The organism is Sinorhizobium americanum, assembly GCF_001651855.1.
GTDB classification, from domain to species: Bacteria; Pseudomonadota; Alphaproteobacteria; order Rhizobiales; family Rhizobiaceae; genus Sinorhizobium; species Sinorhizobium americanum.
Map to the genome: position 1 here is coordinate 1 of NZ_LNQC01000050.1, position 24,154 is coordinate 24,154.

Here is a 24,154-nt window from a genome sequence, read left to right on the forward strand (position 1 = left end):
CTCGGGCGAGACGGAGAAGCGGCCGATCTCCTGGAGCGGCTCATAGCGGACGCGCCGGCGCGGCGGCACCCTCGATACCTCTCCTTGCGTGCGGCAGCCTGCAGTCATTTGGGGCGCACCGAGGAGGCGCAGCGATGTGCCAGGGCCTCCATTGAGTCGGTCGGCAAGTGTTGGAAGGGCGATCCGGCGGCGGGGCCGCGGCAATATGTGGACTGGCTCGTGGATACCTTGTACCTGCGTCGGGACGAGGACGCGGAACGGTTGCGCGAGGGCTTGCGGCGAGCCGGGTTGCCGGCTTGATGATGGCTTCTTCTGACCGCTCTTCTCAGCAAACAAGCCATTCCGCCAACGATTCCATATGGCAGAGTTCCACCCACCCACGACGCTGGTGAAGGCGAATTCTCGACCCAAGACGGCCATTGCTCGTCGATAGCGCGAAGGTCTGCAGTGGCCGATATATCGGGTCGTTCCACTCGATCCCCTCATCATCAATGGTCCCGCGCCGCTCAGCGCCGGATAACTTCTTGAAGGCGGGATTGCTATGCGCCTCACCCCAGCAGGAGCGGTCGGGGCATGACGGCATATTAGAGACTACTAAATCTATCTGTGGTACACTTCCGACATGCGCGACTTGCTGCTCTATATCGTAGTGTTGGGCTGCCCCGTGGCGGTCGATTGGATCACCACCGAGGGGACGTACAGCCGCGCGGTATGGCAAGTATTGAGCGAGCAAGCTGACTCCGTCCGGTATCAGGTCGAATACTTGGTCGATGACATCGCCAGGCTTTAAGGCCTGCGCAAGGGCTTTGCCCGTTTCGATTTGCCTCGCTCGTGCGGTGCGCTAAATCTCCGTCGAGATGACAAAGAAAGAAAAGCAGCCGTCGACGGACGACTCTACCCTGCGACGACAGGTTGCCGCCCTGCCGTTTCGCGTTTCGGAGCGCGGTTCCATTGAAATTCTCCTGATCACCTCACGCGATACCGGTCGGTTCATCATACCGAAGGGATGGCGGAAGAAAGGCCAGAAGCAATGGGACGCCGCCGCGAGGGAAGCCTTTGAGGAGGCAGGCGTTGTCGGCAAGGTCGCGAGCAAAGCGGCAGGCAGCTACACATATTGGAAGCGCGGTAACGGCGAATTTGAACGGCTTCAAGTGCTGGTCTATCCGCTCGAGGTAAAGACGCAGCGGGCAAGCTGGCCCGAGAAGGGTGAGCGAAAGATGGCTTGGTTAACTGCAGAAGATGCGGCTCTTCTCGTCGACGAGCCGGCTCTAGCTTCTTTGATCAGGACCTTTGCGCCTAAGGTCTGACCCACTGGCATTGCTCGCGTTTTTCGAGCATAATTCTCGGATCGCTCCCGCGTTTGCCATGACGTGTCTCCAAAAGGAGTGAAGAGTCCTGTAAGCAGACTCGGCGCCCGTCTAATCGGCGGGCGCATTTGAAGAGCCCGCCACATGGTCCCCCCCACCGCGGGCTCTTTCTGTGTCTAGATCCTTTACGGCCGGTTTGAACCTACCAAACAAAAAAGGCCGGGCTAACCCGACCTTCCTGCAGCCATTGCCAGTACATCCGTGGTCAATGGCGAGATGGTGTCGATTGCGTGACACGAGCGCAACCTGCTCGGTTCGAGCGTGTCAGAGGCAGATATCGCACAAAGGAATTTCTGGGTTCGTCGCCTCCCACCATCGCATCGGTCTGCCGCAATGGAGGCACCTCGTCTCCGCGCGCGCCAGTGCCTCCAGTTCAGCAAGACGCTTCCCAGCCTTTTGAGCTTCCGCTTGCCGTTTAATGGCGTCGTCGCGGCGCTTTAGCTCGCCGCTCGCTCTTCATCAGTAAAGCCGCTCACCTACGCACTCCCTTCGGTCTCGCTCCCCTCGTCCAAGTCATTGATGGGCAGGTAACCGTATCCCTGCAGCCACTCGCGAATGATGAGGCGGATCAATTCTTCCCGCGTCATCTGGAGCTCTTCGCAGGAGAGGGCTAGCGCCGTCTCCACGTCGTCATCGAGTTTCATCATCCTTCGCATCTCGCTTTGCGTTCAGCGTCGCACAGCGCCGGTGGCAGTCAAGGATTAGGGGGCACCGCCCAAAGGGGCGACGCGCGCACTCGTGTCCCTTTGACGGCTACACGGAGTAGATGTATTTACTAGTAGATATACTACTTCCATCTGAAAAGTAGGTAGCAATCCGATGATGACCACGGTAACGAGTTTCGTTTCCGAGCTATGCCGCGCCGCCAATGAGGTCCATCATCTTACTCCGTTGGCGGCCCGCCGGCTGCTGGAGCGCGCTGTGGCGGTAATCCACGACATGCCGGAGATAAAGGGCGTCGAGGCGAACAACACTGTCCAGGACGCCACTATCGCACTGTTAAAGGTTGCCGTATCCGCTCCACACCGTTCAGAACGCGAAATACGAAGCGCGCTGCTCGACGCCGCGGATATCATTCGGCTGCGGAAGAGCGGGCGATCTGTTCAGCGGGATTCCGAGCCCGGCGAGAAGACTGGACACTTTTCGGAAAAGCCTAATGATTTAGCGTGAAGGACCGGTGTCCAATTGAATGCTAAGCCATTGATGCGGCTTACCTATGCGATTTGAGGCGGCGGACCAGACCCAGACCGAGCGGCTGCCCGACCTCGACTTTCCACCCTGCTGCGACGTAATCTGAACTGCAAGGATCGACCCGTGGCAGACATCGGGCTTCACGCGCCGAATGACAAAAAAGTACGCTCTGCAGACGTTCGACGACGGCACCTGAGCATTGCCCATTGCGTTTTGTGCCGGAGCTCTGATGGCCGCGGCTAGGCCATTCTTGCTTCCGCAAGAAACGACAGCATAAGCGCTGAAACTCTCTGCGGGTCTTCCCAATGCGGGTTATGTCCATACCCCTCGAGCGTGATGGATCGCACTGAGGGGAATGCCTGTGCAAGTGCCTCGCGATGCGGGCTGCCAAAGAGCGGATCAGCCGAACCACCGATACAGAGCACCGGCGCGGTGACCCGCATCGCGCTGCGCCGGAGATCGGTTTCGGCAAAGCCCTCCAAGATGCCGTGCCAGACGGCCGCCGGCATTGCCGCCGCGTCCCTTTTCATCTTCGACAGAAAGTCGGGCTCGACAGGCCGGCTGCAGGAATACCAGTCCCGGAGAAAATGCCCCGCGGGGTCTATCGGGTCGCGAAGTGCGCGGATTCCGCGCGACAGCGGGCTCATGCTGCCAAAATCCGGCCTCAGGCTTGCAGACATAAGCACGAGGGCGGTCACGTCATCGCGACGACAAGCGGCAAGCTCGATCGCTGTCATTGCGCCCATCGAATGGCCGATAACGGCAAACTTTGAAATGCCCAGAAACGCCAGAAACCGGTCAATGCTTGCGGCAAAATCGCTGACGCGCATCCCATCCCCCAAAGCGGACTCACCGTGTCCGGGGAGATCCGGAATGATCAGACGGTAGCCGGCAAGAAAGGGCTCAAGCGCGGCAAAGCTGCGGCCGGTGTCAGAATAGCCATGCAGCAGCAGAAGCGGCGGCCCGCTTCCGCTACTGTCGGCGAAAGCGATCGGCCTTCCCCCTGGCAATTCGACGCGCCGCTTGCGACGATGCCATTCGTCCTTGACGCTGCACATCACAGGCCGAGCGCTGCCTTAACCGCGGCGAGGCCCGCTTGGCCGTCGAAAGTTGATACCCCGGTCAGCCAGGTTTCCAAGCGCTGTGGCTCGTCCTTTACCGATTGCAGAGCCGCTTCTTCCGGCTCCATTCCATCGTTCATGATGTAGGCCATGCCGCGGTTCTCGTATTCGACATCGAAAACGAGGTTGTTCAAAAGCTTTGCGACATTGGGGCACTCCTGCAGGTAGCCCTTGCGCACTTGGGTGGAGACCGTTGCCGCACCGAAATTCGGGCCATAGAACTTGTCACCGCCAGTCAGATACTTCATGTCGAAGACGGTATTCATCGGATGGGGCGCCCAACCCTGGAAGACGATGAACGACTTGTCGCGTGTCCGACGAACCACTTCCGAGAGCATGCCCTGCTCGCTCGACTCCACCACTTCCCATTCCTCAAGCCCGATGGCTGGATCCTCGATCGCGTCTAGCATCAGTTGGTTCGAGCCTGGCTCGATGCCGTAGAGCTTCCGTTCGAACTTATCGGCGAACTTCTGCAGGTCGGAAAAGTCCCTGACGCCAGCTTCCCAGACGTAGGTCGGAACGGCGAAGGTGTATTTGGCACCCTCGAGATTAGTCCGAACCGTCTCGACCGAGCCCTCCTCCTTGTACGGCTTGTAGTAAGCGACCATGGCTGGGTGCCAATAGCCGAGAAACACGTCGAGGTCCTTGCTCTTCAGGCTCGTGTAGATGACGTCGATACCGAGAAGCTGGCTCTTCGCCTCGTAGCCCAGCGCCTTCAGCAAGGTCAGACCGACCCCGGTGGTGAAGGCAAGATCATTCCAACCCGGCTCAGCCAACCGCACTATTTTGCAGCTTTCCGGCTCTGCCGCAAACACAGGAGCGGCAATGGCGATGAGAGCAAACGCCGCCGTCCCAGCTTTTAAAGATCGCTCCATCGTATTCCCCTTTTATCCAGTTGGTCATTTTACTGTCCCATAGGTCAATTATTGATCTTTTCGGAAAGTTTGTCAAATGTGGGCGAAAGTGAGGGCGTGCAAATGAGACTGACCAAGATCAGCGATATCCGAAAACGTGAACTCAGACGGGCGGCGTTCGAGGTCCTACAGCGTGAAGGCATGGCGGGGGCAACACTGGAGAAGGTCGCGGCTCAAGCAGGCGCATCGAAGGGCATCGTCCTGCACTACTTCGCCAACAAGCAGCAGTTGTTCGAGCATGCGATGCGCGAGGCAAACGCCGTATTGAAGGATGCCGTTGTGAGGCGGCTGAACCGCGCCAACACCCCGTTTGAACGACTGGAAGCAATCATCGAAGGCAATTTCGAGGACCGCTTCTTCCAGCCGTCGATCTGCCATGCCTGGCTGTCGCTCTGCGCCGAGGTGCCGCGCGACCCGCAGCTAGCGCGCATTCAAAAAGTCATTCATGCGCGAATGCGATCAAACCTCCTGTCGGCGCTGATCCATTTCCTGCCGGAGGAGGAATGCGAGACCGTCGTTCTTGGAATTACCGCGCTGATTGACGGACTGTGGCTGCGCCTCGGTCTGCAGTCGGAGGGCCTGACACGTGAAGATGCACTTCGCCAGATGCGCGACTATCTTTCTCATCGGCTGCCCTCCGGCGCCGCATAAGAGGTAGACGACGATCTCGAAGGGGTCGTTGTTGGGAGGGGACGAATTACTACCTTAAGCGATCGGGCGGTTTACGCTAGCGACCATGACACCTTTCACACGATAGGGATTTTTTGGCGGGTTTCGCCACAACAGCCGTTGGATAGTCTCCTGTAGACGGCAAAGTGCGACCCTGATGAGGCCTACAGGAACAAGCAGAATCGACCCGAAGTAGACACCTGCGGTTAAGGCGAGAGCGTCTCAATTTTGGAGTCATTGCAGACCTTCGCCGGCGGGTGCAGCTTGCGCAGCAGCGGCTCGCTTCAGCCGACCCCATCCATGGCAGCGCTGGGTTTTCGCGTCAGAATCAAAGACGGTAGAACCGCACCGCATTATCGTGGAAGAGAGCGGCGCGTTCATCGCCTGAGTAGGCTTTCGTGATGTCCTTGAAGGCGTTGAAGATTGCATCGTAGCTGGAAAACAGCTTGTCCACGGGGAAGTTGGAAGCAAACATGCAGCGTTCCACGCCAAAGGCGGCTATAGCTTCCTCGACGTAGGGCCGGATCGATGCCGTCGTCCAGGTCCAGTCACCCATGCCAAGGCCGGAAATCTTGCAGGCGACGTTCGGCGCCTGCGATAGCAACCGCATTCCCTCACGCCAACCTGGGAAATGATCGGGTCCGTCGACCTGCATGCCGGTGTGGTTGAGAATGATCTGAACGTCCGGAAAATCGCGCGCGAGGTTAAGAAACTCCTCCATCTGCCAGTAGTAGAGCTGGAGATCGAAGCTCAGTCTGCGTTTGGCCAGTTCACGGAATCCCCGCCGCCATTCGGGTGTCCTGCTTACCTCCGCCTCGATAAGGTAGGTCTTGGCCGGGTCATTATGGAAGTTCATGGATTGGCGGATGCCGCGGAAGTTCGCATATTGCATGTGCTCGTCGAGAAGTTCGCCCACATCCGGCTTCCGCAAGTCAGCGTAACCGACGATCCCATGCGGAAATCCGTGCTTGTCCGCCACGCCTTGCAGCCAACGCGTCTCGCCGGCCGGATCCTTCGGATCATAACCGACGTCGAGGTGAACCGCCTTGACGAGGTTCTGGTTCTTCGCGTCGGCAAGGAAATCACCGATAAGGTAGGTCTTGTTGATGGCGGTATAGTCGCCGAAAGCCGACGGCTTCACGCCGTCGGAGAGCCAAGGATAGTAGTTGTGGTCCAAGTCCCAGAGATGGAAATGGGGGTCGACGATAGGAAGGTCATCCATGTTTGACGTTTCCGATTGGGAGGCAGGGGGTGCCCGGACAAGTCCCGACACCCTATCGATATCAGTTGCTGGGCGGGAAGACGCGAGCGACGACAGCCTTGGCTTCGGGCGAGTCTACCTTGTCGGCGGTGACGAGCGGCATGACCAAGGCCAGGTCTTTCGTAACAGGCGCATCGGTGAGTGCATTGAACACCTGTTGCGTTCCATCGAGCCCCTGTCCGACTGCCTCCTGGAAGAAGATGCCCTGGATGGCGTTCGCCTTCAGGAGACCGATGGTGGTTGGGCTGCCGTCTGCAACGGCAATGCCCACCTTGCCGGTGAGGCCACGCGTCTCGAGTATCTTGGCCGCGCCCGTTCCGGCTTCGTCATACATGCCGTAGATTGCCTTGATGTCGGGATGCGCCGTCAACATGTCGTTCGCCTGCGTGACGGCCTCGTTAACCGTCAGGCCGCGGGTTTCGAGCATCTGCGCCAACTCGCATCCGTCGGTCGCGAATGCTTCCTTGGCACCCTTGAGGTACTTTTGCGCGTTTTCCCGATCCTGCGGCAGCGACAACATGCCAACCTTGCTTCCGCCGCGATCCTTGGCGAGCTTGCAGACAAAACTGCCTTGAGCCTTTCCGGTCTCGTAGTTGTTCGCGGTAACCGACGACGTATAGTCCGTCTGTCCGGGCTGGGGGCCAATGCCGGCGAAAGCGATCGGAATGTTCTGTGACTTCAGGTAGGCAAGCAGTGGCGGCGTGCTGGTGGAACTCACCGGACCGATCACGATCGCATCCACGCCCTTCGTTACCGCCGTCCTGGCGTTGTCCATCTGCTTGGCGGGCGAGTTTTCGGACGTGTATTCGACATAGTCCATGCCGAGTTCCTCGGCCTTTTTCTTTACCCCGTAGCCAACCCATTGCCAGTAGGAAATGTCGAGCGAGGGCGCGAGATAGGCGACCGTCTTTTTCTCCTCCGCCTGTACGCCTGTAAGGCCAACTCCTGCTCCCACAATGGCAGCAGTCAAGATAAGCGCTGTCGTAAGTTTGTTCTTCATGCTTTTTCTCCTCCTCCAAAAGAACCGGCGCGGACGCCGATGTCACTCTCAGCCGGCCCCGCGCCGGGATTTGCTGAAGCGGTCGATCACGACCGCGATCAGGATTGCGAGACCCGTCACCGAGCCTTGCCAGAAACTGTTGATGCCGATCAGGTTGACGCCGTTCTGAATGACAGTGATCATCAGAGCGCCGAGCACGGCTCCCACTGCGGTCCCCGTGCCACCGAGGAGGCTCGCGCCGCCGATCACCACCGCTGCGATGGCTTGCAACATGAGGCTCGAGCCGGCGGTGGATTCGGCATTCAAAATATAGGAGATCGTCAGCAGGCCGGAGAAAGACGCCAGAAGCGACGAGGCCACATAGGCGAAGAACTTGGTGCGCTTGACTGGAATTCCGAGCAGATAGGCTGCCGCGGCGCTGCTGCCTACGGCGTAGAACCACCGGCCGGCCACCATCTTCTTCAGGAAGATTTCGATCGCTACCAGAAGGACCAGGCAGAACAGAATGTAGTTAGGCAGGCCTGGAATGAGGCTGCCACTGTTCAAGAGCCAGAAATCCGGATCTGGGATCGGCATAGAGCGACCATTGGTCACGATAAAGGCAAGGGAGCCGGCAACCGCGAATGTGATCAGCGTCACCACAAAGGGCGCGAGCCCTGCGATCGTCACTAGAAAGCCGTTGATGGAGCCGAACACAAGGCCCACGCCCAAGCCGAACATGCTTGCCGCGACGCCGCCATAGCCGTACGCCATGGCCTGCGCAGTTACCATGCCGGTCAGCGAAAAGACTGAGCCAACGGACAGATCGATGCCCCCAGTGATGACGACGAGAAGCACGCCGAGTGACATGATGATCAGCGGCGCTCCAGCTTGGGTAACGTTGGCGAAGTTGCCCCAGCTCAGCGCCTGCGGCACCTGCGAGCCTACGGCAAGCGCTAGAAGCGCGATTGCAACGGCGATTGCAACTTCGGTGCGATACGTCCCGATGATGCTCTCACGGTGCCTGATTGCGCAAGGCGTCTGACCAGCCGCTTGCGTGCCTTGTGTGGTCGTATGTGTCATGCCGCCAATCCCGTCAGTTCAGAGAGCCTGTCCTCGCTCAAATCGCCATGCTCTATCAGGCCGGAACAACGTCCCTCGGTATCGAAGGCGATGACCCTGTCGCATACCTCCAGAAGCTCAACATTCTCCGTGGACCACCAGACGATGATCGTGCCGGTCGACGCCATTTGCCGGATGAGTTGATAGATTTCTTTTTTTGTCCCGATGTCGACGCCGCGTGTTGGCTCCTCGAGAACGAGGAGATCCGAGGGAACGCCCAGCCAGCGCGCCACGAGGAGCTTCTGCTGCGTCCCGCCGCTGAGCGTGTGCGGCAGGTCCCAGATCGAATCGGCTTTAACCTTGAGTGCCTGCAACAGATCCAGACATTCGATCCGCTCGCTGGCGCCCGCGAACAGGCTGCCGCGAACGACGCGCCGAGACGCCAGCACATTGTCGAGAATGGGCAGGCTGTGAAGTATGCCCTTCTGCGACCGGTCGCCGGTGACGAATCCGGCCCCGAGCCTGGCCGCCTCCCGCGGCGAAGAAAACCGGGTCGGCCATTTGGCACGAGAGACGGTCCAGCGCTTCGACCGGGCAGCGCCCACGAGAGCATCGATCAGCGCTTGTGGTCCGACGGGAGCACCGGCAATCCCCACTATGGTGCCCGGCGCGAATTCCAGCTCGTTCCCGTCTTCCCGGACCGTCAGGCCTTCGCCGCTGACCCTCGCTCGTGCGAGGGGCGCGTGCTCGGCGGAATGGAAAGCGGCGAGCTGACCCATCTTCTCGACAATCGCCGCGTCGCTGAGACTTGCCGTCGGCACCCGGTCCACGACCGTACGACCGTCGCGGATGATGGTGCAGACATCTGCAATCTCTCTGATCTCCCTCATTCGGTGCGACACGAAGACGACCGAGAGCCCCGCATTGCGGGTGAGCCGCCTCAGGACCGAGAACAGGCGCTCCGTTTCGGCTGCGGTCAGGTTTGCCGTGGGTTCATCAAGCAGAAGCAAATCGGCGCCTGAAGAAAGTGCGCGGGCGATCTCAACCATTTGGCCTTCGTGGAGGCTGAGGTCGCCAACAAGCCGATGAACGGAGGCCGACGCGAAATCGCGGTCGATCATGGACAGCGCCTCGTGGGCGTGCCGCAGCGCGCCCTTGCGGCTGAACGGTGCAAAACCCTTTCGAAAATGCGGCAGGGCGATGTTTTCGGCGACCGTCAGATGCGGCAACAGCGCCAGCTCCTGATGAACGACCGCCACCTTTCGCCGCCCCTCCGCTTCGGTGCGAGCGGCACCGGCAGGATCCCGAAAGATGATTTCGCCCTCACCTTTTGTGGCCGAACCCGTGATGACGCGGATCAAAGTGGATTTGCCCGCGCCGTTTCCTCCGAGGAGCGCGTGGACTTCGCCGCGAGCGACCGAGAAATCGACACCCTTGAGCACGGAAGTAGCGCCGTAGGACTTGGTCAGCCCTTTGACCGATAGGACGAATTGTTGTGCGTTCGACATCACGCTTCTCCCCTCAATAGATCGTCAGGCCGGGAATGAAGCTGACGGCGAGCAGAAGAAGCATCGCCATGCCGAAAAACGGCCACAGCTCCCGTGTCGTCGCACCAAGCGGTGTCTTTGCGATCGAGGAAGAGATGAATAGAGTCGTCCCGATGGGCGGCGTGTAGAGGCCGATCCCCAGGTTGATAACCATCATCAGGCCGAGTTGCACACGGTCGAGGCCAATCGCGTCCGCCAGAGGCACGAAGATCGGGCCGAGCAGGAGGATTGCCGGTGGCATGTCGAGCGGCATGCCGACGATCAGCATCAGGATGTTCATCAGCAGGATGATGAGGATGGGGCTCGAGATGTTGTCCGCCACCCATGCCGCCATCTGTTGCGGCGCCTGGTCGAAGGTGAGGACCCAGCCGACAGCAGCGCTTCCCATGATGACGAGCATGACCACGCCGGTCGCAACGCCCGCCTCGACCACATTCTCGCAGAACCGCGTCCAGGTCAGGTCGCGGTAAAACAGCAGGCTCAGCAAAAGGGAATACACGACCGACAGCACGGCCACCTCGGTCGGGGTCGCGAAACCGAAGCGCAGGAACAGAACGATCAAGATGGGCAGGAGAATTGCAGGAAAGCTCTTGAGCGCGAGCATCGCCAGCTCACTCTTCTTCACCTTCACGGCTTGCGCGTCGTATCGACGCCGAAGCGACACGAACCAGCAGACGAAAACGAAGCTCGCCGCCATGATGAGACCGGGCAGGATACCCGCCAGGAACAGGTTGCCGACGCTGACACCGCTGATGAGCGAATAGAGAATCATCGGTATTGACGGCGGGATGAGCACGTCAATGACTGCCGAGGTCGCATTGTTCGCGGCACAGAGCGCCGGGGGATAGCCCTGCTTCTTCTGCCACGGAATGAGCACCGATCCGAGCGCGCTGGCATTCGCAACAGCCGAGCCCGACACCCCGCCGAAGACGACGGAGGAGACGACCGTCGTCGACAACGGGCCACCGCGCCACCGCTGCATCGCCTTTGACGCAAGCGCCAGGAGCTGCCGGCCGAGTTCCCCTCCGAGCATCAGCGTCCCCGCCAGCATGAAAAACGGCAGCGCCAGCATGGGAAAGGACTGGGTCTGGTCGTAAACCTGCTGTGCAACCACGGAAAGCGGCACGTAGCCATTGAAAAGCACACCGACGGCCGCCGCAATAATGAGCGCGTAGCCCACCGGCACGGCCAGCACCATGAGAATGCAGAACGAGATGATCATTATCAGCGTCATAGCGGCATCTCCTCTGCCCCGACCTTGGTCCGCTGTTCCCAGCCGAAACGAAGCACCCTCACCGCGACGGAGACCGTGACGATAGCGACGAGGAAGGCGCCGACAGCCAGCGAGTAGTATCCGACGCTGTTTGGCAGTTGCAGCACGGGACTGTGTTCCACGCCCGCGATCTCCGCCACGACCATTGCCTGATAGCTGAGCACCAGGAAGGCTGAGGCGCTGACCGCGCTAGCGAGCACGAAGGCGGCAATACGAAGCCGCTGTCCCAGCTTGTCGTAGAGCCATTCGACGGCCATGTGTCCGCCGACGTGTGCGGCCAGCACGATCCCTGCCAGAATGAACCAGGGGAAGATCAGCATCGGCAGCTCCTGCGCGAAGGAGAAGCCGCCGCTCAGGGTATAGCGGGCGATCACATTGCCCGTGGTGACGAGGGTGAGCGCGATCCCGCTCGCTATCACGACGAAGCGGGCGAGCCGCACGATGACCTTCTCGACGACGTCGACGAGCTGCAACAGCATAAGCATGGCGAGGCTCCGGCTTGGCGAGGACGGTTACGCCCTCGCCTCCGCTTCGATCTGGCTGACGAAATCGCCGAACGGCTTCTTCTTCCAGATTTCGGCAACGGGAGCCGTCGCCTTCACGAACGCCTCGCGATCGACCTCGGCGACTTCAACATTTGCGTTGCTCTTGAAGGCGGCCAGGACCTCCGAAGCCTTCTCGGCGGAGAGTTTTCGCTGCAGGTCGCCGGCCTCCTTGGCTGCCACCCTCACCGGTTCGAGGTCACCTCCAAGCCGCGCCTCGGCGATCTTCGACATCAGAAACGGTGTCGACTCCCACTTGTGCGCGGTCAGGCTGATGTAGCGGTTGACCTCGTAGAGCTTCGAGCTCTCGATGTTGGCGAGTGGATTCTCCTGTCCGTCGACGACGCCCTGCTGCAGGGCGATGTAGAGCTCTCCAAAGGCGATCTGCTCGGTGGTCGCGCCGAGCGACTCAAAAATGTCGATGGTCATCGGATCCGCCGGCGTGCGTATCTTCATGCCGGAAACATCGGCCGGCGCGACGACCTTTCGCTTCGAATTGGTGAGGTGGCGGATGCCGTTGTCCCACCAGTCGAGCGGAACGACGCCGACCGCCTCGAAACGCTTGTTGAGCTCCTGTCCGACGGCGCCGTTGAGAAGCTTCATCGCCTTCTCGGTGCTCGCGAACAGGAAAGGCAAGCCGAGGGCCGCCAGCTCCGGCACCAGAGCCGAGGTGGCGCCCTGGCTGTTTGCCGTGAAGTCCAGTGCCCCGGTGCGCAGGCTCGTCAACATGGCCGCGTCGCTGCCGAGCGTCTCGGCTCCCGCGACATTGATCTTCACGCGTCCCGACGTCTTCTCGGCCACCAGCTCTGCAAACTTGGCGGCGGCGACGGTCCGTGGATTTCCCGGCGCGGCGCCGTGACCGAGCGTCAACGTCGTTTCGGCCCTGGCGGGTCGGATGGTGCTGACGAGCGCGGGCGCGGCAAGCGCTGCCGCGGCCGATGCGAGAAACGTACGTCTATGAAGTTGCAAGCTCATTGTCTCCTCCTAAAGTGCTTACATTTTGAAGGCGATCCAGCTCCTCCAAGCCGGATCTCCACTATTCGTCGAGCCAACCTTTGATCGCTGACACCACCTTGCCCGTGGAGAACCCGTACTGATCGTGCAGCGTCGGCAGGGCACCCGCCTCCAGGAACTGATCCGGTAGTGCGATTTGGCGGAAGGCTGCGGGGCGGACGTCCGAGCGCATGAGCGTAGCGGCCACGGCCTCGCCAAGCCCGCCGATCACAGTGTGGTTCTCGGCAACGACGACGAGGCGCCCACCTCTTCGGCACTCCGCAAGGATCGTCGCCTCGTCGAGCGGTTTGATGGTGGGAACGTGCAGCACGGCCGCATCCACACCGTCCTTCTGGAGTTCCTTGGCGGCTTCAAGCGCCCGCATCGTCATGAGGCCGGACGAAATGATCAGCGTGTCCCGTCCATCCCGGATCAACTTCGCTTTGCCGAGCTCGAATTCGTAGCCGTATTCGTCGAGCACAAGCGGTACGTTGCCGCGAAGCAGCCGCATGTAGACCGGGCCCTTGTGGGCGACGATCGCCGGCACCGCCTGCTCAATCTCGTGCGCATCGCAAGGATCGATGATCGTCAGGTTCGGCATGCCTCGGAACATCGCTATGTCCTCGGTTGCCTGATGGCTCGGTCCGTAACCGGTGGTGAGGCCGGGAAGCGCGCAGACGATCTTCACGTCCAGCATCTCCTCGGCGATCGCAAGGCAGATGAAGTCGTAGGCGCGGCGGGAAGCAAAGACCGCATAGGTAGTGACCCACGGTTGGAAACCTTCTCGCGCCATGCCGGCCGCCGCCATCATCAGAAGCTGCTCGGCCATCCCCATCTGGTAGAACCGGTCCGGGTGGGCGGCGCGGAAGATATGCAGGTCGGTGTATTTCGCCAAGTCGGCGGAAAGGCCGACGATCCGAGGGTCCCTGTCTGCCAACGCCGCGAGCGTGTGGCCGAAGGGTGCTGGCTTCGTCGGCTGGTCCGGCCCGGCGATGGACGCGATCATCGCTGAAGTCGTAAGCCGTGGTCTGTCGCCGTTGTTCAGCAAGTGCTCCGGCCGAATATACTTGGAACGCCTCATGCCACGGCTCCTGCATCGATGATCTTCAGGGCTTCGGCCCATTCATGCGGCTCGACCCGCAGGAAGTGGTTGCGCTCGCGCGCCTCCAGGAATGGCACGCCCTTCGCCATTTTCGTGTCGCAGATGATCATGCGCGGCTGTGCGCCCTCGTGGTGGCGGGCAGCATCGAACGCCTTGACCAGTGCGTCGACGTCGTTGCCGTCGACGCGCTGCACGAACCAACCGAAAGCCTCGAACTTCGGTACGAGCGGCTCGAAGTTCATGACACCAAGCGAGGGTCCGTCTGCCTGCATCTGATTGACGTCGACGATGCCGATCAGGTTGTCGAGCTTGTACGAACCGGCCGACATCGCCGCTTCCCAGGTCGAGCCCTCGTCCAGTTCGCCATCCGAGAACAGATTGTAGACAAACGATTTCGAGCCCTTGCGCTTCAACGCCAGGGACATGCCGACAGCAATGCCAAGCCCGTGGCCGAGCGATCCGCCGGTGATCTCCATGCCCGGCGTATAGGCCGCCATGCCGGACATCGGCAGCCGGCTGTCGTCCATGCCGTAGGTCCCGAGCTCGTCTTCGGGGATGATCTTCGCCTCGATTAAGGCTGCATAGAGCGCGATGGCGTAGTGGCCGATCGAGAGCAGGAAGCGGTCGCGGCCTTCCCACTCCGGATCCTGCGGGCGATAGTTGGTGGCGTGGAAATAGGACACGGCGAGCACATCGGCGACACCAAGCGCCTGCGCGATATAGCCTTGGCCCTGGACCTCTCCCATCCGGAGCGCGTTGCGGCGGATGCGCCTTGCGCGCTCGCTCAAGCTCACATTGTGACCAATCTCGGTCATTCTTCTCTTCCTTTCGTCCAATTCACTGGAGTCGCCGGTTCAGTGGATCAGCATTCCACCGTTGACGTCGATCACGGCGCCGGTGACATAGGCCGACAGGTCCGAGGCTAGGAACAGATAGATGCTCGCGACGTCGCGTGCCTCGCCGAGCCTGTTCAACGGGATGCCCCTGATGATGTCGGCCCGCATCTCTTCGGTCAGCTTGCCACCAGTGATATCGGTCTGGATGAGACCGGGGGTCACCGAATTGACGCGAATGCCTGCTGGGCCGAATTCGCGCGCCATCGCCTTCGCGAGACCAAGAACGCCCGCCTTGGCCGCCGAATAGTGCGGACCGCCGAAAATGCCGCCTCCCCGCTGGGCGGAGACCGAAGACATGCAGGCAATTGATCCGCCGCCATTGTCGCGCATGTTTGGGATAAAGGACTGGCTGAGGTTGAGAACACCCGTCATGTTGACCGCAACGATGCGCTGCCAATCAGCATCGGAAATCTCGAGCGTCTTCACGGGCTGCGTGACACCGGCGTTGTTGATGAGCACGTCGATGGCGCCGAACGCCTCGATTGCCGCCTCCGCCGCAGCCTTGCACGACGCCCGATCCGTGACGTCGCAGCCGAGACCAATGTGACTGCCGCGCTCAACCGGTGGCAGGGTCGACGCCGCTTCGCTGGCGGCCCCAACATCGATGTCCAGGATGGCGACTCTGGCACCATTCTCCGCAAAAAGCTCGGCTGTAGCACGGCCGATACCGCGCTTGCTCGCCGCGCCCGAAATGACCGCGGTCTTTCCTCGCAGTAGCATACAGATCTCCTCCCGACGCTCCTCCCTGGAGCCTCTGGTCCTCTTCGTCCGAATGGCGGTCCGCCGCTTCGACGGGGAGAGAATTGAATGAACGAGCGGTCTGCTGCAAACGCCAAGTTTACATCGGTAGATGACTCTGCTTCACTAATCCGATGCTGAACATGATTTCGCTTTCCGCCATGCGCATCTTTGAATCGGCCGCCCGCCTCGGCTCCTTTCGAGCGGCAGCCGAGGAGCTCAGGCTTTCGCCGAGCGCTATCAGCCATGCGATTATGCGACTGGAGCGGGATCTCGGCGCCAGTCTTTTCGAGCGGACTACACGCAATGTCGAGCTGACGCTGGCGGGCCAGACGCTGCTCACCCATGCTTCCAATGCCTTTGAGGATCTGCGTCGTGGTGTTGAACTTATTTCATCGAAAAAGGCGCAGTTGCTGCGCGTCCACTGCGCGCCAAGTTTCGCCGCGCAAGTTTTGTCACCGCGCCTGCCGCTGTTCCTGAAAGAGAACCCCGGCATCGAAGTGAGGTTCGCCGCCAGCACGAACTATGCCCGTTTCGTGGACGGTCTTTTCGATGCGGACATCGTCTATGGCGAGCCTCTGGATCGCGAGGACCTCATCGTCATTCCCCTCGGAGAGGAGATCGTCGCTCCCCTCTGTTCGCCAGAGATGGCGAAGGAACTCAAATCGCCCCGTGACCTCGTACGACAGCCGCTCATACGCAGCGACCTGAAGCGCATCCAGTGGGTCGACTGGTTCGAGGCGAACAACCTCGGGCCGCCTCCCGCTCCAACGATGAGCTTCGACAGGAGCTTCCTTGCAGTAGACGCCGCCGCTAACGGGTTGGGTGTCGCACTTGAATCGGACGTGCTGGCGCGCCGCGAATTGGACAACGGAAAACTGGTGCGGCCCTTCGCAGGCAGGTGTCGCGACACGCGCTACATCGGGCACTACCTGGCTTATCCGAAATCTGGCAGTCAACGGCGCTTGGCGAGGATTTTCGCCGACTGGCTGACGAGAATAATGCAATCTGACGATTGATTGCGCACGATGATGTCAGATGCGATAGCGCGTGGTCATTGGGCGGGCTGACACTCAGCGACGGAGACTTAAGTGCAGCCTGGCGATTAGGCTGCCTTCTGTCTATGCCCGGGCGTGGTCGTGCAAAGCGGCTGTCCCGCACGGTCTCAGTTGACTCGCACTATCAACTGCGACCGATTGAATCGCTAAGACGACCCTAAGCGGACTCCAATTCGTTGCTCGTGAACGGCAGGTTTGCGCCGATTTGCCATCGTCGAGGAGCCACTCCGCTCAGATGCGCGTTCTGCGACGAACGGGTGGGCATTCGTCCCGTTCACGTTCGTGCGTGACTTGAAATGACGTGATGGTTCAAGCCGCGGAAGCGGCGCCGAGCCGGAAATTGTCCCGAGCCCATGATGCAAATGTCGTCGGTGTCTTACCCGCCACCTTGTTCGCGAGCGCGATCTCAGCGTCGTGGGAGCCCGGTCCAAGATACGTATAGGTTTCGTAGTAGGACAGCGTCTCCCCTAACGCGTCAGCCCCAGGGAAGAAGCCTGCGTACACCTCCCGAGGAACCCGGGTGAACGAGAGCTTATGGCCCAACTGATTCAACGTGCCGAGGAGGTCGTTGAAGGTCAGGAAGTCGCCGACCAACGGTAGATATGCGCCGTTGCCAGTTTCTTCCGGGTTCGCGAACGCGCCGGCCACGATGTCGCCCAGTTCGTTGATGTCACCCATGTGAAAGCAACGTACCGCTGGATCGATAGGTAATACCCAGCCTAAGCTTCCGTCCTGCTGCATTTGCGGACCGTATGGTCCCGCGAAGTTCTGATAGTATGCAGGCGGTACGACGAAGGTGTGACGCGGGAATCCAGCATCCTTCACGATCGAGTCAACCTTCGCCTTCCCGGTGAATTGGGGAACGTCGAACTTGCCATCGCTGATTGCCTCGACGTTTGGAAGGGTCGACCAGATCAGGTGGTTGACGCCCGCAGCTTTCGCGGCCTGAATTGCCGCTGTTGCCTGCTTGATCTCATCGGCGCCTTCTTGCCAGAAGTTAGTCACGAGAAAGACGCCGTGCGCGCCTTCGAGTGCCGCTGCAAGCGTCTCTGGCCGTTCCAGATCCGCTGCGACAACTTCGTCGGCGAGGCCTTGATACTTGCCCGGTTCGCGCGAGAGCGCGCGCACCTTGAACTGGCCGTTGGCCTTCAGGGCACGCACCACGCCGGCCCCCTGATTTCCCGTTGCGCCGAACACGGCGATCAGCTTCTTGTCGTTGGATGCCATCTGTAACTCTTTCCGTTTGGTTTCAGGCGCCCGCGGGAACGCGAGACGGCCCTCGTGATCATCTTCGGCTACATCTTGCGCCGGAGCGAAAATCGTAACAATGCTTCAACAATTGACATCATCTGCCAGGATTCGAGCCATATGAGCGATCCAGTGGAAACCGCGGAACTCGTCGCCTTCACAAAGACGGTCGACGCCAAATCCCTCTCGCGTGCCGCCGCCGAGCTGCGCGTCCCGCGCGCTACTGTGAGCCGCCGCCTCGCGCGTCTCGAGGAGCGTCTCGGCGCGCGGCTCCTCCGCCGCACGACGCGAAGCCTCGTCCTCACTGATGTCGGTGAGGTGTTCTATCGGCAGGCCTGCATCGCGCTTGAGGCCGTGCGCCTCGCCGAGCAGAGCGTGCGGATGACCGACGACGTCGTGCGCGGCGATTTGCGCGTCTCGGTGCCGCCGATGACGAGCGTTGGCTTCCATGCGATGCTCTGCGAATTCGCGACGCGCCACCCCGAGCTGCGCGTCCGCGTCCACACCTCGAACCAACGTGTTGACCTTTTCCGCGGCGACTACGACGTCGCGCTCCGGGCCAGTAGCCAGATCGAGCCCGGTCTCATCGCGCGCACGCTGTTGCGCGACCCAATGATCGCCGTCGCGTCGCCCGCTTACCTCGCCGACTGCGGCGCGCCGCGCACGCACCGCGATCTCAAGAGTCACCGCTGTCTCCTCGGCTTCACAGGCGGCGAGCTGCCGGAGACCCACTGGCCCATGACCTCCGGAGGCAAGCTCCACGTCGAGGGAGCATTCTTCTCGAACGACATCAACCTGTTGTGCGACGCCGCCGTGAGCGGCCTCGGCATCGCGCTCCTGCCGCACAATCTCGTGGCGCCGCACCTCGAGAGCGGCGCGCTCGTGCAGGTGCTCGCCGGCGTCATCGGCGCCGAAATGCAGATCGCGCTCGTCTACCCCGAGCGCGCGTTCTTGCCGCCTCAGGTGCGCGCCTTTATCGATGCGGTCGCCGCCTGGGTGCCGCGCGAGCTTGCCGCGAACCAGCGCACCTATTAGCGAGAGGACATAGTCGCAGAGGTGAAGAAGGCTGCACCTCTCTCGCTGCGCGAGCTGCGAGGGCAACTGGCTTCGGATTTAACCGGTGTTCCTTTGGCGCGACTTGCTCGTTCAGATGAGCAGGGCGAAGGGCCGTCTTCCACCCGAAAGGTCCTCCAAAAGGATTACCATTGTGCCGCTTGTAGATTGAGCGCTGCGGCAGCGGAGGGTGGCTTTCAGGAGCAAGGCTATGTCTAGCTGAAACTCAGGCCGCATCATCGGTCAGAAGCCTCCATTGAAGCCAAAGGAGGTCTGGGCCATCCGAACCCGCCTTCAGATGACGGGTGCGGTCCGCGACCTGGCGCTGTTCAATCTCGCGATCGACAGCAAGCTGCGCGCTTGTGATCTCGTCGCGATCTCAGTTGCCGATGTTGCAATTTCCGGAAGGGTGCGCGACCGCGCGATCATTATCCAACGGAAAACAGGCCGACCAGGGCAGTTCGAACTGACCGATCAGAGACGGGAAGCTGTCGGTGCTTGGATCGGACGTCGGAGGCTCGGTGAACGGGATCACCTGTTTCCCAGCTGCTCGGCCACAAGAAGCTGGAGAGCACCGTGCAGTACCTCGGAATAGAGGTGGACGACGCCTTAGCCATTTCTGAGCAAGTGGAGCTGTAGCACTCAAGGCGGCGCTTCAATTCGAAGCGCCGCCCGCTCGCCTGCTGAGGCGAAAGTTCGGCTCGTTGCAAGCATCGGGATTTGCTTGCCCCTACGGCACAAGTTGATCCCATCCGATCATTCGTCCGACCGGCCACTCAGCCTCTGGAATCCGCCTGCGAATATATTCCCGCTACGAACTCGCGCCGTCAGGGCCGAGCTTTCAATCCAGGCCTGGATTTCGGCTGTTAGCGCGCCGAGGAAGATGACTTCCGCTAACGTCGCCGCCGCATGCAGCGCGGTCATTTCGGGCCAGTTCATGGCGATGTCGTGGTGGCCGATCCAGGCGTCAGGATCTTTGTAGTCGATGACGCCGCGCGCCGTCCTCTCCGACGCGTTAACGAAGAACCTGTAGGACAGGACTCCCGGATGACCTTCGGCTTCGACCCGCCTTGCCAACGCGCTTACCGCGATCTCAAAGTCTTCCGGCGTTCCCTTCAACTCGTATAGGTTCAGGATGGTGAGGCGGTTGTCGATCATGATTGAACCTCGATCCGAAACAAATTTCGTTGCGAAACCGCAAGTACAACCGGCACGGGATCAGATGCGGCAGCTAACCATACCATCAACAAGCCATTCCTCGCAGCCGTCGAAGTCAGGATAGAGCGCGAGTTGCTCGTTCTAATCGGATGCGACGAGCGACAGCTCCCCTCGCTGCGACGCGATCTGAACCGGACAGATCGACCCGTTGCGGACTTCGCCGGCATTTAATCAGAACGGCCGGATCCCCAGTCGGAAGCGGCTGTTGCGGCACTCGCGCATTTGCCGGCTTCGTTTCGCAGTTTTATCGGCTGGCATCCAATTTTTCTCGGATGAGCCGATCGCGATCGGCGATATGCCACCCAAGCGCTTCCTCAAACCTTGAAAGAAACTGACGCGCCGTCGCAGTGTCACTGCCATTCCCCTCTAAACTTGCCGACAATCTCGCGCTGAAGCGCAACATGGCGCCCACCATCCGCGACGTGCCTTTCCGCCGCTGCCAGGTGTTCCTCAATGAGGGCAAGGTGATCCATGACCGCATATAGCACAAGCGGTCCCGCTTCACGTTTCAGTAACGCCCCTGAAGTTGCCTGAAGCGCGCGTGGAACATAGCGACGGCGCAGCGATTGCCACGCTGTCACGGAAATCGCAACATCCGAATCATGGCGCCACATGAAAATTCGTGACCGGCCGGCAGGCACCGTGGCGGCTCTAATGTCTTAAAGGTGCAGCTCTAACTCAGGCCAGTCACCGGTACCGACTTACCATCTTCGTTTCAGCGCGAGAGCGCAGATTTCCAGCTTCGCTGCATGCAAATGACGCCTCGACGCATGCCGCCATGAAGCAGTTCCTTGCCGAACTCGCATATTCTGGGTGATGCAATGCTGCACGACAAGCTCCGACGGCACGTGCGTGCAGCGGTCCATGGCTGGGCCATTCATTCTCGAGGAAATCAAGGGCATCATAGAGCCCGCAGAACTGGCGTCTCATGCCATTTTGCAGCGTCACCCACAGGGGTCTACGCCAAGGCACTTCTCTCATTTTCGGACCTCCTCAAAGGTCGTACTTAGAACCCTCAACCCGTTCTGTTCGTTCACCACACTACGATGATTCTTTGCCCATGGTCACCATTCAGGCCCGCAATTCCCGCCTGAGTTTACTGGCGGCTCTTCCTACTCCTGACGGCTCCGTTGCCCGACCGTTCCTGAGGAGCGGCGCCAACATCGCTTTGGTTTTCAAGTTCTTTGCTAGCCTGGTGCCAGTGGCGTTCATGGTCTCCGTCAAGCCGGCCTTCGCGCTCCCAAATCTCATAGGCGCGCCTGCGAACATGCTCGTCCATTTCGTTGTCGGTTCCCATCGTTTTCCTCCTTGTTACTTGCGCGGCGGTTGCTGCGATCGTCAGCCATGCTTGCTCCTCCGGCTCTTGGATGGTTGGTGCGAAAAAGCAGGTGCGTGCAAACCAAGCAAAGACGAAGATGTTCCTCCTGTCCCTTAGGACATTCCGGTTCGACGAACCCGGAACGTTTGTGGATGCTTCTGGTTCGACCTTTGCAAGGACAAAGGACGAGAGGAAGCGACAATGGGAACGCCAGCCGATCATCTGCATGCCTGGCTCAGGGATGCACATGCCATGGAAGAACAAGCGATCACGATGCTCACCAGCCAGTCCGGAAGATTGGAGAATTATCCGGAGCTCAAGGCGCAAATCGAAAAACACCTTCAGGAAACCCGCGATCAGGTCGCCATGCTCGACCGTTGCCTTGAGCGCACCGGCGGCGGCGCTTCCGGGATCAAGGACATTACCGGCAAGATAGTCGCGTTCGGGCAGGGCTTGAGCGGATTGTTCGTCAACGACGAAGTCGTCAAGGGCTCGCTCGCCAGCTTTACCTTCGAGCAGATGGAGATCGCCAGCTACAAGATCCTCATCGCTGCCGCCGACCACGCCGGCGATGAGGAGACGAAACGCGTCTGCGAAACGATCCTGCAGCAGGAGCTGGCCATGGCGCAGTGGCTTGACGAACACGCCGCCGAGATCACCCGCACGTTTCTCGAACGTGATCAGCAGGGCAAGACCGCCAAACACTAGCGGAGCCTTCCAGTGCTCCGGAGAACTACATGCAAGCCGTTGTCTTCATAATCGTCATGGCCTTGCCGCTTGAAGCTGCTATCGCGCTGCTGTGGTTTGGCCCGTTGCGAAGCGAGCGACCAGGCGTGAGTCGGAACAATTTCTCGAGCCACCGGTTAAGGTGACGCGGCTCCTATCCGAGCGCATGCGGTTGTTCTCCTCCCTACGTGCACCAGGCGGTGTCCGCTCATTTTGCGGGCACCGTACTGAGGTCGCTGGACGTCACGGGCTGCAACGGTTTCTGTTGTGCCACAATGCCTACTGGACAACTCGAGCCGTTCTGTCACGATCAGACTGGCCAACATTATTGGGCTCAGATCGCGATCAGCCTCTTTGCGAGTTCTTCAGCTTCCGGCGTATCGGATGTCAGCTTCGTTCTGGCGAGTTCGTTCTCGAAAACACGCTGGAGGATATTCACGTCATCCGGGCGGATGACGCAGTCGGAATCGCAGAAAGAATACATGACGCGCCTCCATGGTTGGGGCGAAAGCACAAAATATCTTCCCGCCAGCGGCGCCCTTGCCCATAGCCGCTGATGATTGGAAGAATGCGCCTGACATGAGGCATTTTGAAGGGGTGCCCACTGGCTGTTAAACCGTCCTCGGGATACAAAAATCACCTTCGGGCATCTCACCCTCCGGTCACGGTATGACGTGACTGAACTGTGTCCGTGCGCTTCGCGGCCTTTCTGCTTTTGAACGCATCACTCTACTCTGGAGGGTCGGCATCGTGTGACAACGCCGGGGCGACAGCTCGGGTTTTTTATTGGCGTCGGGAACCAATCTACAAGGCTAACGTTCTTTCGTATTGTCGCACAAAGCGACGGAACGAAAGGGATATGAGAAAAGGAAGCGGTAGTCTAAAGGCCCCCAGGATGCCGCTTCCTTCTTAAGTGGGTCAGGCCGACGGCGCTTGTCACCGCGCGTTTCCGCGGCGGCCAGGAAAAAAGTGACGACACATCAGTTAACAATGCCCGCTTCCAATCCAAAAGCCAACGTTCGAAGCCGGAGCTTTGGTTCCCGAATAGCTCCACACTGCCGCAAAACCCTGTCTTTCAGAAGGGCGACGGCCCCTGCGTAACCGACAAATCCGGAAAGGCACCTCACGGCTCGGGTGACACCTTTGTGTGTTCTCACGATGACTTTGATCACCGAACTCGAGCCCTTCAATTTTCAAATGTTCCTGCAGATCCGCGCAGAGTGGCGTATGCTTTCATCATTGGCGTGCAGCACGGGCGGCCATGATGGGAAGAGGGATTTACTCTGGTCCCCAAACAAAGGAATGGCGTCATGAAGCGCCGCGACTACCCATCCAAGTCGATAAGTCCTGAAGAAGTTGAGATGCTCAGCACCATCTTCGAGCAGTTGTTGCACGAATATCAGATTCCGCGAGAAGGGCAGAAAGCTGAGGACCTCGCAGCCAGGCTGGTGGGGATATTCCAGTCCGGAGTGCGCGACGTTGAAATGCTAAAGAGGTTGTCTTTGCGCGCGTGAGGGTGGTGCCTGCCTCGACTCCTCGCTGCCAAGTAGGTGCACGCTGAGGAGGATCGCGAAGGGCGGAACGGTCGAATACGGGAGTGCACTGAAATGGATGGCGATGAAAACAGTAGAGAGGACAGGATCCGCGAACGTGCCTACGAGATATGGGAGCGGGAAGGCCGCAAGCATGGCGATCACGAGCGCCATTGGGAGGAGGCTGAAGCGGAATTGAGAAAAGAAGAATCTGGAATAGAATCCTCCCGTCGCTCGTCCGATCCGAGTGACGGGCAAGAAACCGCAGAACGCATGAGCGAAACCGTCTCTCCTTCAGGAGACGGCAAGCAGAAATCAAGAGGCAAGAATGTAGCTTAGCCGACCC

At 60.1% G+C, this 24,154-nt stretch carries 27 protein-coding genes and 1 pseudogene; 10 read left to right on the plus strand and 18 right to left on the minus strand.

What is annotated here, in order from left to right; genetic code table 11:
* Positions 1 to 857 precede the first annotated feature (857 nt).
* Positions 858 to 1,307, plus strand: a complete 450-nt coding sequence (locus ATC00_RS12860; protein ID WP_064253079.1) for an NUDIX hydrolase — start codon at positions 858 to 860, stop codon at positions 1,305 to 1,307.
* A 536-nt stretch (positions 1,308 to 1,843) separates the two neighbouring features.
* On the opposite strand, the gene ATC00_RS32920 is transcribed toward ATC00_RS12860, so the two are convergent.
* Complete coding sequence (locus tag ATC00_RS32920) at positions 1,844 to 2,014, minus strand: hypothetical protein (RefSeq protein ID WP_080604180.1); 171 nt, start codon at positions 2,012 to 2,014, stop codon at positions 1,844 to 1,846.
* A gap of 172 nt (positions 2,015 to 2,186) precedes the next feature.
* Here ATC00_RS32920 and ATC00_RS32780 point away from each other — a divergent pair, with 172 nt between their 5' ends.
* On the plus strand, positions 2,187 to 2,537 hold the full coding sequence (locus ATC00_RS32780) for a hypothetical protein (protein WP_064253080.1): 351 nt from the start codon (positions 2,187 to 2,189) through the stop codon (positions 2,535 to 2,537).
* Positions 2,538 to 2,797: 260 nt separating this feature from the next.
* On the opposite strand, the gene ATC00_RS12870 is transcribed toward ATC00_RS32780, so the two are convergent.
* Both ATC00_RS12870 and choX read right to left on the minus strand, forming a co-directional pair.
* Positions 2,798 to 3,616, minus strand: coding sequence for an alpha/beta fold hydrolase (locus ATC00_RS12870; RefSeq protein WP_064253081.1), 819 nt, complete (start codon positions 3,614 to 3,616; stop codon positions 2,798 to 2,800).
* The gene (choX, locus tag ATC00_RS12875; protein ID WP_064253082.1) at positions 3,616 to 4,554 is read right to left on the minus strand and encodes a choline ABC transporter substrate-binding protein; all 939 of its coding nucleotides are present in this window, start codon (positions 4,552 to 4,554) and stop codon (positions 3,616 to 3,618) included. Before choX ends, ATC00_RS12870 begins: the two co-directional genes overlap by 1 nt.
* A 102-nt stretch (positions 4,555 to 4,656) precedes the next feature.
* Between choX and betI the strand changes: the two genes are divergently transcribed.
* Positions 4,657 to 5,244, plus strand: coding sequence for a choline-binding transcriptional repressor BetI (gene betI, locus ATC00_RS12880; RefSeq protein WP_064253083.1), 588 nt, complete (start codon positions 4,657 to 4,659; stop codon positions 5,242 to 5,244).
* A gap of 346 nt (positions 5,245 to 5,590) precedes the next feature.
* On the opposite strand, the gene ATC00_RS12885 is transcribed toward betI, so the two are convergent.
* The 10 genes from ATC00_RS12885 to ATC00_RS12930 all read right to left on the minus strand — a co-directional run bounded on the left by ATC00_RS12885 (position 5,591) and on the right by ATC00_RS12930 (position 15,637).
* Positions 5,591 to 6,484 (minus strand): amidohydrolase family protein, encoded by an 894-nt coding sequence (locus tag ATC00_RS12885; RefSeq protein WP_064253084.1) that lies wholly within the window; start codon positions 6,482 to 6,484, stop codon positions 5,591 to 5,593.
* Positions 6,485 to 6,545: 61 nt separating this feature from the next.
* Positions 6,546 to 7,523, minus strand: coding sequence for a substrate-binding domain-containing protein (locus ATC00_RS12890; RefSeq protein WP_064253085.1), 978 nt, complete (start codon positions 7,521 to 7,523; stop codon positions 6,546 to 6,548).
* A 48-nt stretch (positions 7,524 to 7,571) separates the two neighbouring features.
* Positions 7,572 to 8,585, minus strand: coding sequence for an ABC transporter permease (locus tag ATC00_RS12895; protein ID WP_064253086.1), 1,014 nt, complete (start codon positions 8,583 to 8,585; stop codon positions 7,572 to 7,574).
* The gene (locus ATC00_RS12900) at positions 8,582 to 10,072 is read right to left on the minus strand and encodes a sugar ABC transporter ATP-binding protein (RefSeq protein WP_064253087.1); all 1,491 of its coding nucleotides are present in this window, start codon (positions 10,070 to 10,072) and stop codon (positions 8,582 to 8,584) included. The genes ATC00_RS12895 and ATC00_RS12900 overlap by 4 nt, the downstream gene beginning before the upstream one ends.
* Positions 10,073 to 10,085: 13 nt before the next feature.
* Entirely contained in the window at positions 10,086 to 11,345 is a 1,260-nt protein-coding gene (locus ATC00_RS12905; protein WP_064253088.1) for a TRAP transporter large permease subunit, read from the minus strand.
* The gene (locus tag ATC00_RS12910) at positions 11,342 to 11,869 is read right to left on the minus strand and encodes a TRAP transporter small permease (RefSeq protein ID WP_064253089.1); all 528 of its coding nucleotides are present in this window, start codon (positions 11,867 to 11,869) and stop codon (positions 11,342 to 11,344) included. The genes ATC00_RS12905 and ATC00_RS12910 overlap by 4 nt, the downstream gene beginning before the upstream one ends.
* Positions 11,870 to 11,896: 27 nt before the next feature.
* The gene (locus tag ATC00_RS12915) at positions 11,897 to 12,901 is read right to left on the minus strand and encodes a TRAP transporter substrate-binding protein (protein WP_064253090.1); all 1,005 of its coding nucleotides are present in this window, start codon (positions 12,899 to 12,901) and stop codon (positions 11,897 to 11,899) included.
* Positions 12,902 to 12,962: 61 nt separating this feature from the next.
* Positions 12,963 to 14,000 (minus strand): transketolase family protein, encoded by a 1,038-nt coding sequence (locus ATC00_RS12920; protein ID WP_064253091.1) that lies wholly within the window; start codon positions 13,998 to 14,000, stop codon positions 12,963 to 12,965.
* On the minus strand, positions 13,997 to 14,836 hold the full coding sequence (locus tag ATC00_RS12925) for a transketolase (RefSeq protein WP_064253092.1): 840 nt from the start codon (positions 14,834 to 14,836) through the stop codon (positions 13,997 to 13,999). The genes ATC00_RS12920 and ATC00_RS12925 overlap by 4 nt, the downstream gene beginning before the upstream one ends.
* Positions 14,837 to 14,875: 39 nt before the next feature.
* Positions 14,876 to 15,637, minus strand: a complete 762-nt coding sequence (locus tag ATC00_RS12930) for an SDR family NAD(P)-dependent oxidoreductase (RefSeq protein WP_064253093.1) — start codon at positions 15,635 to 15,637, stop codon at positions 14,876 to 14,878.
* A 152-nt stretch (positions 15,638 to 15,789) separates the two neighbouring features.
* Between ATC00_RS12930 and ATC00_RS12935 the strand changes: the two genes are divergently transcribed.
* Entirely contained in the window at positions 15,790 to 16,674 is an 885-nt protein-coding gene (locus ATC00_RS12935) for a LysR substrate-binding domain-containing protein (RefSeq protein WP_064253094.1), read from the plus strand.
* 348 nt (positions 16,675 to 17,022) lie between these two features.
* Here the strand turns inward: ATC00_RS12935 and ATC00_RS12940 are convergent, their stop codons facing one another.
* Positions 17,023 to 17,940 (minus strand): NmrA/HSCARG family protein, encoded by a 918-nt coding sequence (locus ATC00_RS12940; protein ID WP_064253095.1) that lies wholly within the window; start codon positions 17,938 to 17,940, stop codon positions 17,023 to 17,025.
* Positions 17,941 to 17,994: 54 nt separating this feature from the next.
* On the opposite strand from ATC00_RS12940, the gene ATC00_RS12945 reads away from it, so the two are divergent.
* Both ATC00_RS12945 and ATC00_RS33385 read left to right on the plus strand, forming a co-directional pair.
* A complete protein-coding gene (locus ATC00_RS12945) occupies positions 17,995 to 18,996 on the plus strand; it encodes a LysR family transcriptional regulator (RefSeq protein WP_234782290.1) in 1,002 nt (333 codons plus the stop codon).
* Between the two features lie 274 nt (positions 18,997 to 19,270).
* Positions 19,271 to 19,653, plus strand: a pseudogene (locus tag ATC00_RS33385) (site-specific integrase).
* 117 nt (positions 19,654 to 19,770) lie between these two features.
* On the opposite strand, the gene ATC00_RS12955 reads toward ATC00_RS33385, so the two are convergent.
* Positions 19,771 to 20,172 (minus strand): hypothetical protein, encoded by a 402-nt coding sequence (locus ATC00_RS12955; protein ID WP_064253096.1) that lies wholly within the window; start codon positions 20,170 to 20,172, stop codon positions 19,771 to 19,773.
* 407 nt (positions 20,173 to 20,579) lie between these two features.
* On the opposite strand from ATC00_RS12955, the gene ATC00_RS32545 reads away from it, so the two are divergent.
* A complete protein-coding gene (locus ATC00_RS32545; protein WP_156911503.1) occupies positions 20,580 to 20,717 on the plus strand; it encodes a hypothetical protein in 138 nt (45 codons plus the stop codon).
* A gap of 202 nt (positions 20,718 to 20,919) precedes the next feature.
* On the opposite strand, the gene ATC00_RS30990 is transcribed toward ATC00_RS32545, so the two are convergent.
* Both ATC00_RS30990 and ATC00_RS33920 read right to left on the minus strand, forming a co-directional pair.
* Positions 20,920 to 21,213, minus strand: a complete 294-nt coding sequence (locus tag ATC00_RS30990; RefSeq protein WP_072642858.1) for a DUF982 domain-containing protein — start codon at positions 21,211 to 21,213, stop codon at positions 20,920 to 20,922.
* 115 nt (positions 21,214 to 21,328) lie between these two features.
* Positions 21,329 to 21,778 carry a DUF2934 domain-containing protein gene (locus ATC00_RS33920; protein WP_327290055.1) on the minus strand — a complete coding sequence of 150 codons (450 nt, stop codon included), beginning with the start codon at positions 21,776 to 21,778 and terminating at the stop codon, positions 21,329 to 21,331.
* Here ATC00_RS33920 and ATC00_RS12965 point away from each other — a divergent pair.
* Entirely contained in the window at positions 21,752 to 22,258 is a 507-nt protein-coding gene (locus ATC00_RS12965) for a ferritin-like domain-containing protein (protein WP_064253097.1), read from the plus strand. The genes ATC00_RS33920 and ATC00_RS12965 overlap by 27 nt on opposite strands.
* Before the next feature lie 352 nt (positions 22,259 to 22,610).
* Here ATC00_RS12965 and ATC00_RS32550 read toward each other — a convergent pair whose 3' ends face one another.
* Positions 22,611 to 22,760, minus strand: coding sequence for a hypothetical protein (locus ATC00_RS32550; protein ID WP_156911504.1), 150 nt, complete (start codon positions 22,758 to 22,760; stop codon positions 22,611 to 22,613).
* 826 nt (positions 22,761 to 23,586) lie between these two features.
* Here ATC00_RS32550 and ATC00_RS32785 point away from each other — a divergent pair.
* Entirely contained in the window at positions 23,587 to 23,790 is a 204-nt protein-coding gene (locus ATC00_RS32785; RefSeq protein ID WP_064253098.1) for a hypothetical protein, read from the plus strand.
* A 93-nt stretch (positions 23,791 to 23,883) separates the two neighbouring features.
* Entirely contained in the window at positions 23,884 to 24,147 is a 264-nt protein-coding gene (locus ATC00_RS30995) for a DUF2934 domain-containing protein (protein ID WP_082912286.1), read from the plus strand.
* Positions 24,148 to 24,154: the final 7 nt, after the last annotated feature.

Bases quoted from the DNA above. Each gene is read 5' to 3' on its own strand.
- ATC00_RS12860 (WP_064253079.1), top strand. From the start codon at position 858: ATGACAAAGAAAGAAAAGCAGCCGTCGACGGACGACTCTACCCTGCGA.
- ATC00_RS32920 (WP_080604180.1), bottom strand. From the start codon at position 2,014: ATGATGAAACTCGATGACGACGTGGAGACGGCGCTAGCCCTCTCCTGC.
- ATC00_RS32780 (WP_064253080.1), top strand. From the start codon at position 2,187: ATGATGACCACGGTAACGAGTTTCGTTTCCGAGCTATGCCGCGCCGCC.
- ATC00_RS12870 (WP_064253081.1), bottom strand. From the start codon at position 3,616: ATGTGCAGCGTCAAGGACGAATGGCATCGTCGCAAGCGGCGCGTCGAA.
- choX (WP_064253082.1), bottom strand. From the start codon at position 4,554: ATGGAGCGATCTTTAAAAGCTGGGACGGCGGCGTTTGCTCTCATCGCC.
- betI (WP_064253083.1), top strand. From the start codon at position 4,657: ATGAGACTGACCAAGATCAGCGATATCCGAAAACGTGAACTCAGACGG.
- ATC00_RS12885 (WP_064253084.1), bottom strand. From the start codon at position 6,484: ATGGATGACCTTCCTATCGTCGACCCCCATTTCCATCTCTGGGACTTG.
- ATC00_RS12890 (WP_064253085.1), bottom strand. From the start codon at position 7,523: ATGAAGAACAAACTTACGACAGCGCTTATCTTGACTGCTGCCATTGTG.
- ATC00_RS12895 (WP_064253086.1), bottom strand. From the start codon at position 8,585: ATGACACATACGACCACACAAGGCACGCAAGCGGCTGGTCAGACGCCT.
- ATC00_RS12900 (WP_064253087.1), bottom strand. From the start codon at position 10,072: ATGTCGAACGCACAACAATTCGTCCTATCGGTCAAAGGGCTGACCAAG.
- ATC00_RS12905 (WP_064253088.1), bottom strand. From the start codon at position 11,345: ATGACGCTGATAATGATCATCTCGTTCTGCATTCTCATGGTGCTGGCC.
- ATC00_RS12910 (WP_064253089.1), bottom strand. From the start codon at position 11,869: ATGCTTATGCTGTTGCAGCTCGTCGACGTCGTCGAGAAGGTCATCGTG.
- ATC00_RS12915 (WP_064253090.1), bottom strand. From the start codon at position 12,901: ATGAGCTTGCAACTTCATAGACGTACGTTTCTCGCATCGGCCGCGGCA.
- ATC00_RS12920 (WP_064253091.1), bottom strand. From the start codon at position 14,000: ATGAGGCGTTCCAAGTATATTCGGCCGGAGCACTTGCTGAACAACGGC.
- ATC00_RS12925 (WP_064253092.1), bottom strand. From the start codon at position 14,836: ATGACCGAGATTGGTCACAATGTGAGCTTGAGCGAGCGCGCAAGGCGC.
- ATC00_RS12930 (WP_064253093.1), bottom strand. From the start codon at position 15,637: ATGCTACTGCGAGGAAAGACCGCGGTCATTTCGGGCGCGGCGAGCAAG.
- ATC00_RS12935 (WP_064253094.1), top strand. From the start codon at position 15,790: ATGCTGAACATGATTTCGCTTTCCGCCATGCGCATCTTTGAATCGGCC.
- ATC00_RS12940 (WP_064253095.1), bottom strand. From the start codon at position 17,940: ATGGCATCCAACGACAAGAAGCTGATCGCCGTGTTCGGCGCAACGGGA.
- ATC00_RS12955 (WP_064253096.1), bottom strand. From the start codon at position 20,172: ATGATCGACAACCGCCTCACCATCCTGAACCTATACGAGTTGAAGGGA.
- ATC00_RS30990 (WP_072642858.1), bottom strand. From the start codon at position 21,213: ATGAGAGAAGTGCCTTGGCGTAGACCCCTGTGGGTGACGCTGCAAAAT.
- ATC00_RS12965 (WP_064253097.1), top strand. From the start codon at position 21,752: ATGGGAACGCCAGCCGATCATCTGCATGCCTGGCTCAGGGATGCACAT.
- ATC00_RS33920 (WP_327290055.1), bottom strand. From the start codon at position 21,778: ATGCAGATGATCGGCTGGCGTTCCCATTGTCGCTTCCTCTCGTCCTTT.
- ATC00_RS32550 (WP_156911504.1), bottom strand. From the start codon at position 22,760: ATGTATTCTTTCTGCGATTCCGACTGCGTCATCCGCCCGGATGACGTG.
- ATC00_RS32785 (WP_064253098.1), top strand. From the start codon at position 23,587: ATGAAGCGCCGCGACTACCCATCCAAGTCGATAAGTCCTGAAGAAGTT.
- ATC00_RS30995 (WP_082912286.1), top strand. From the start codon at position 23,884: ATGGATGGCGATGAAAACAGTAGAGAGGACAGGATCCGCGAACGTGCC.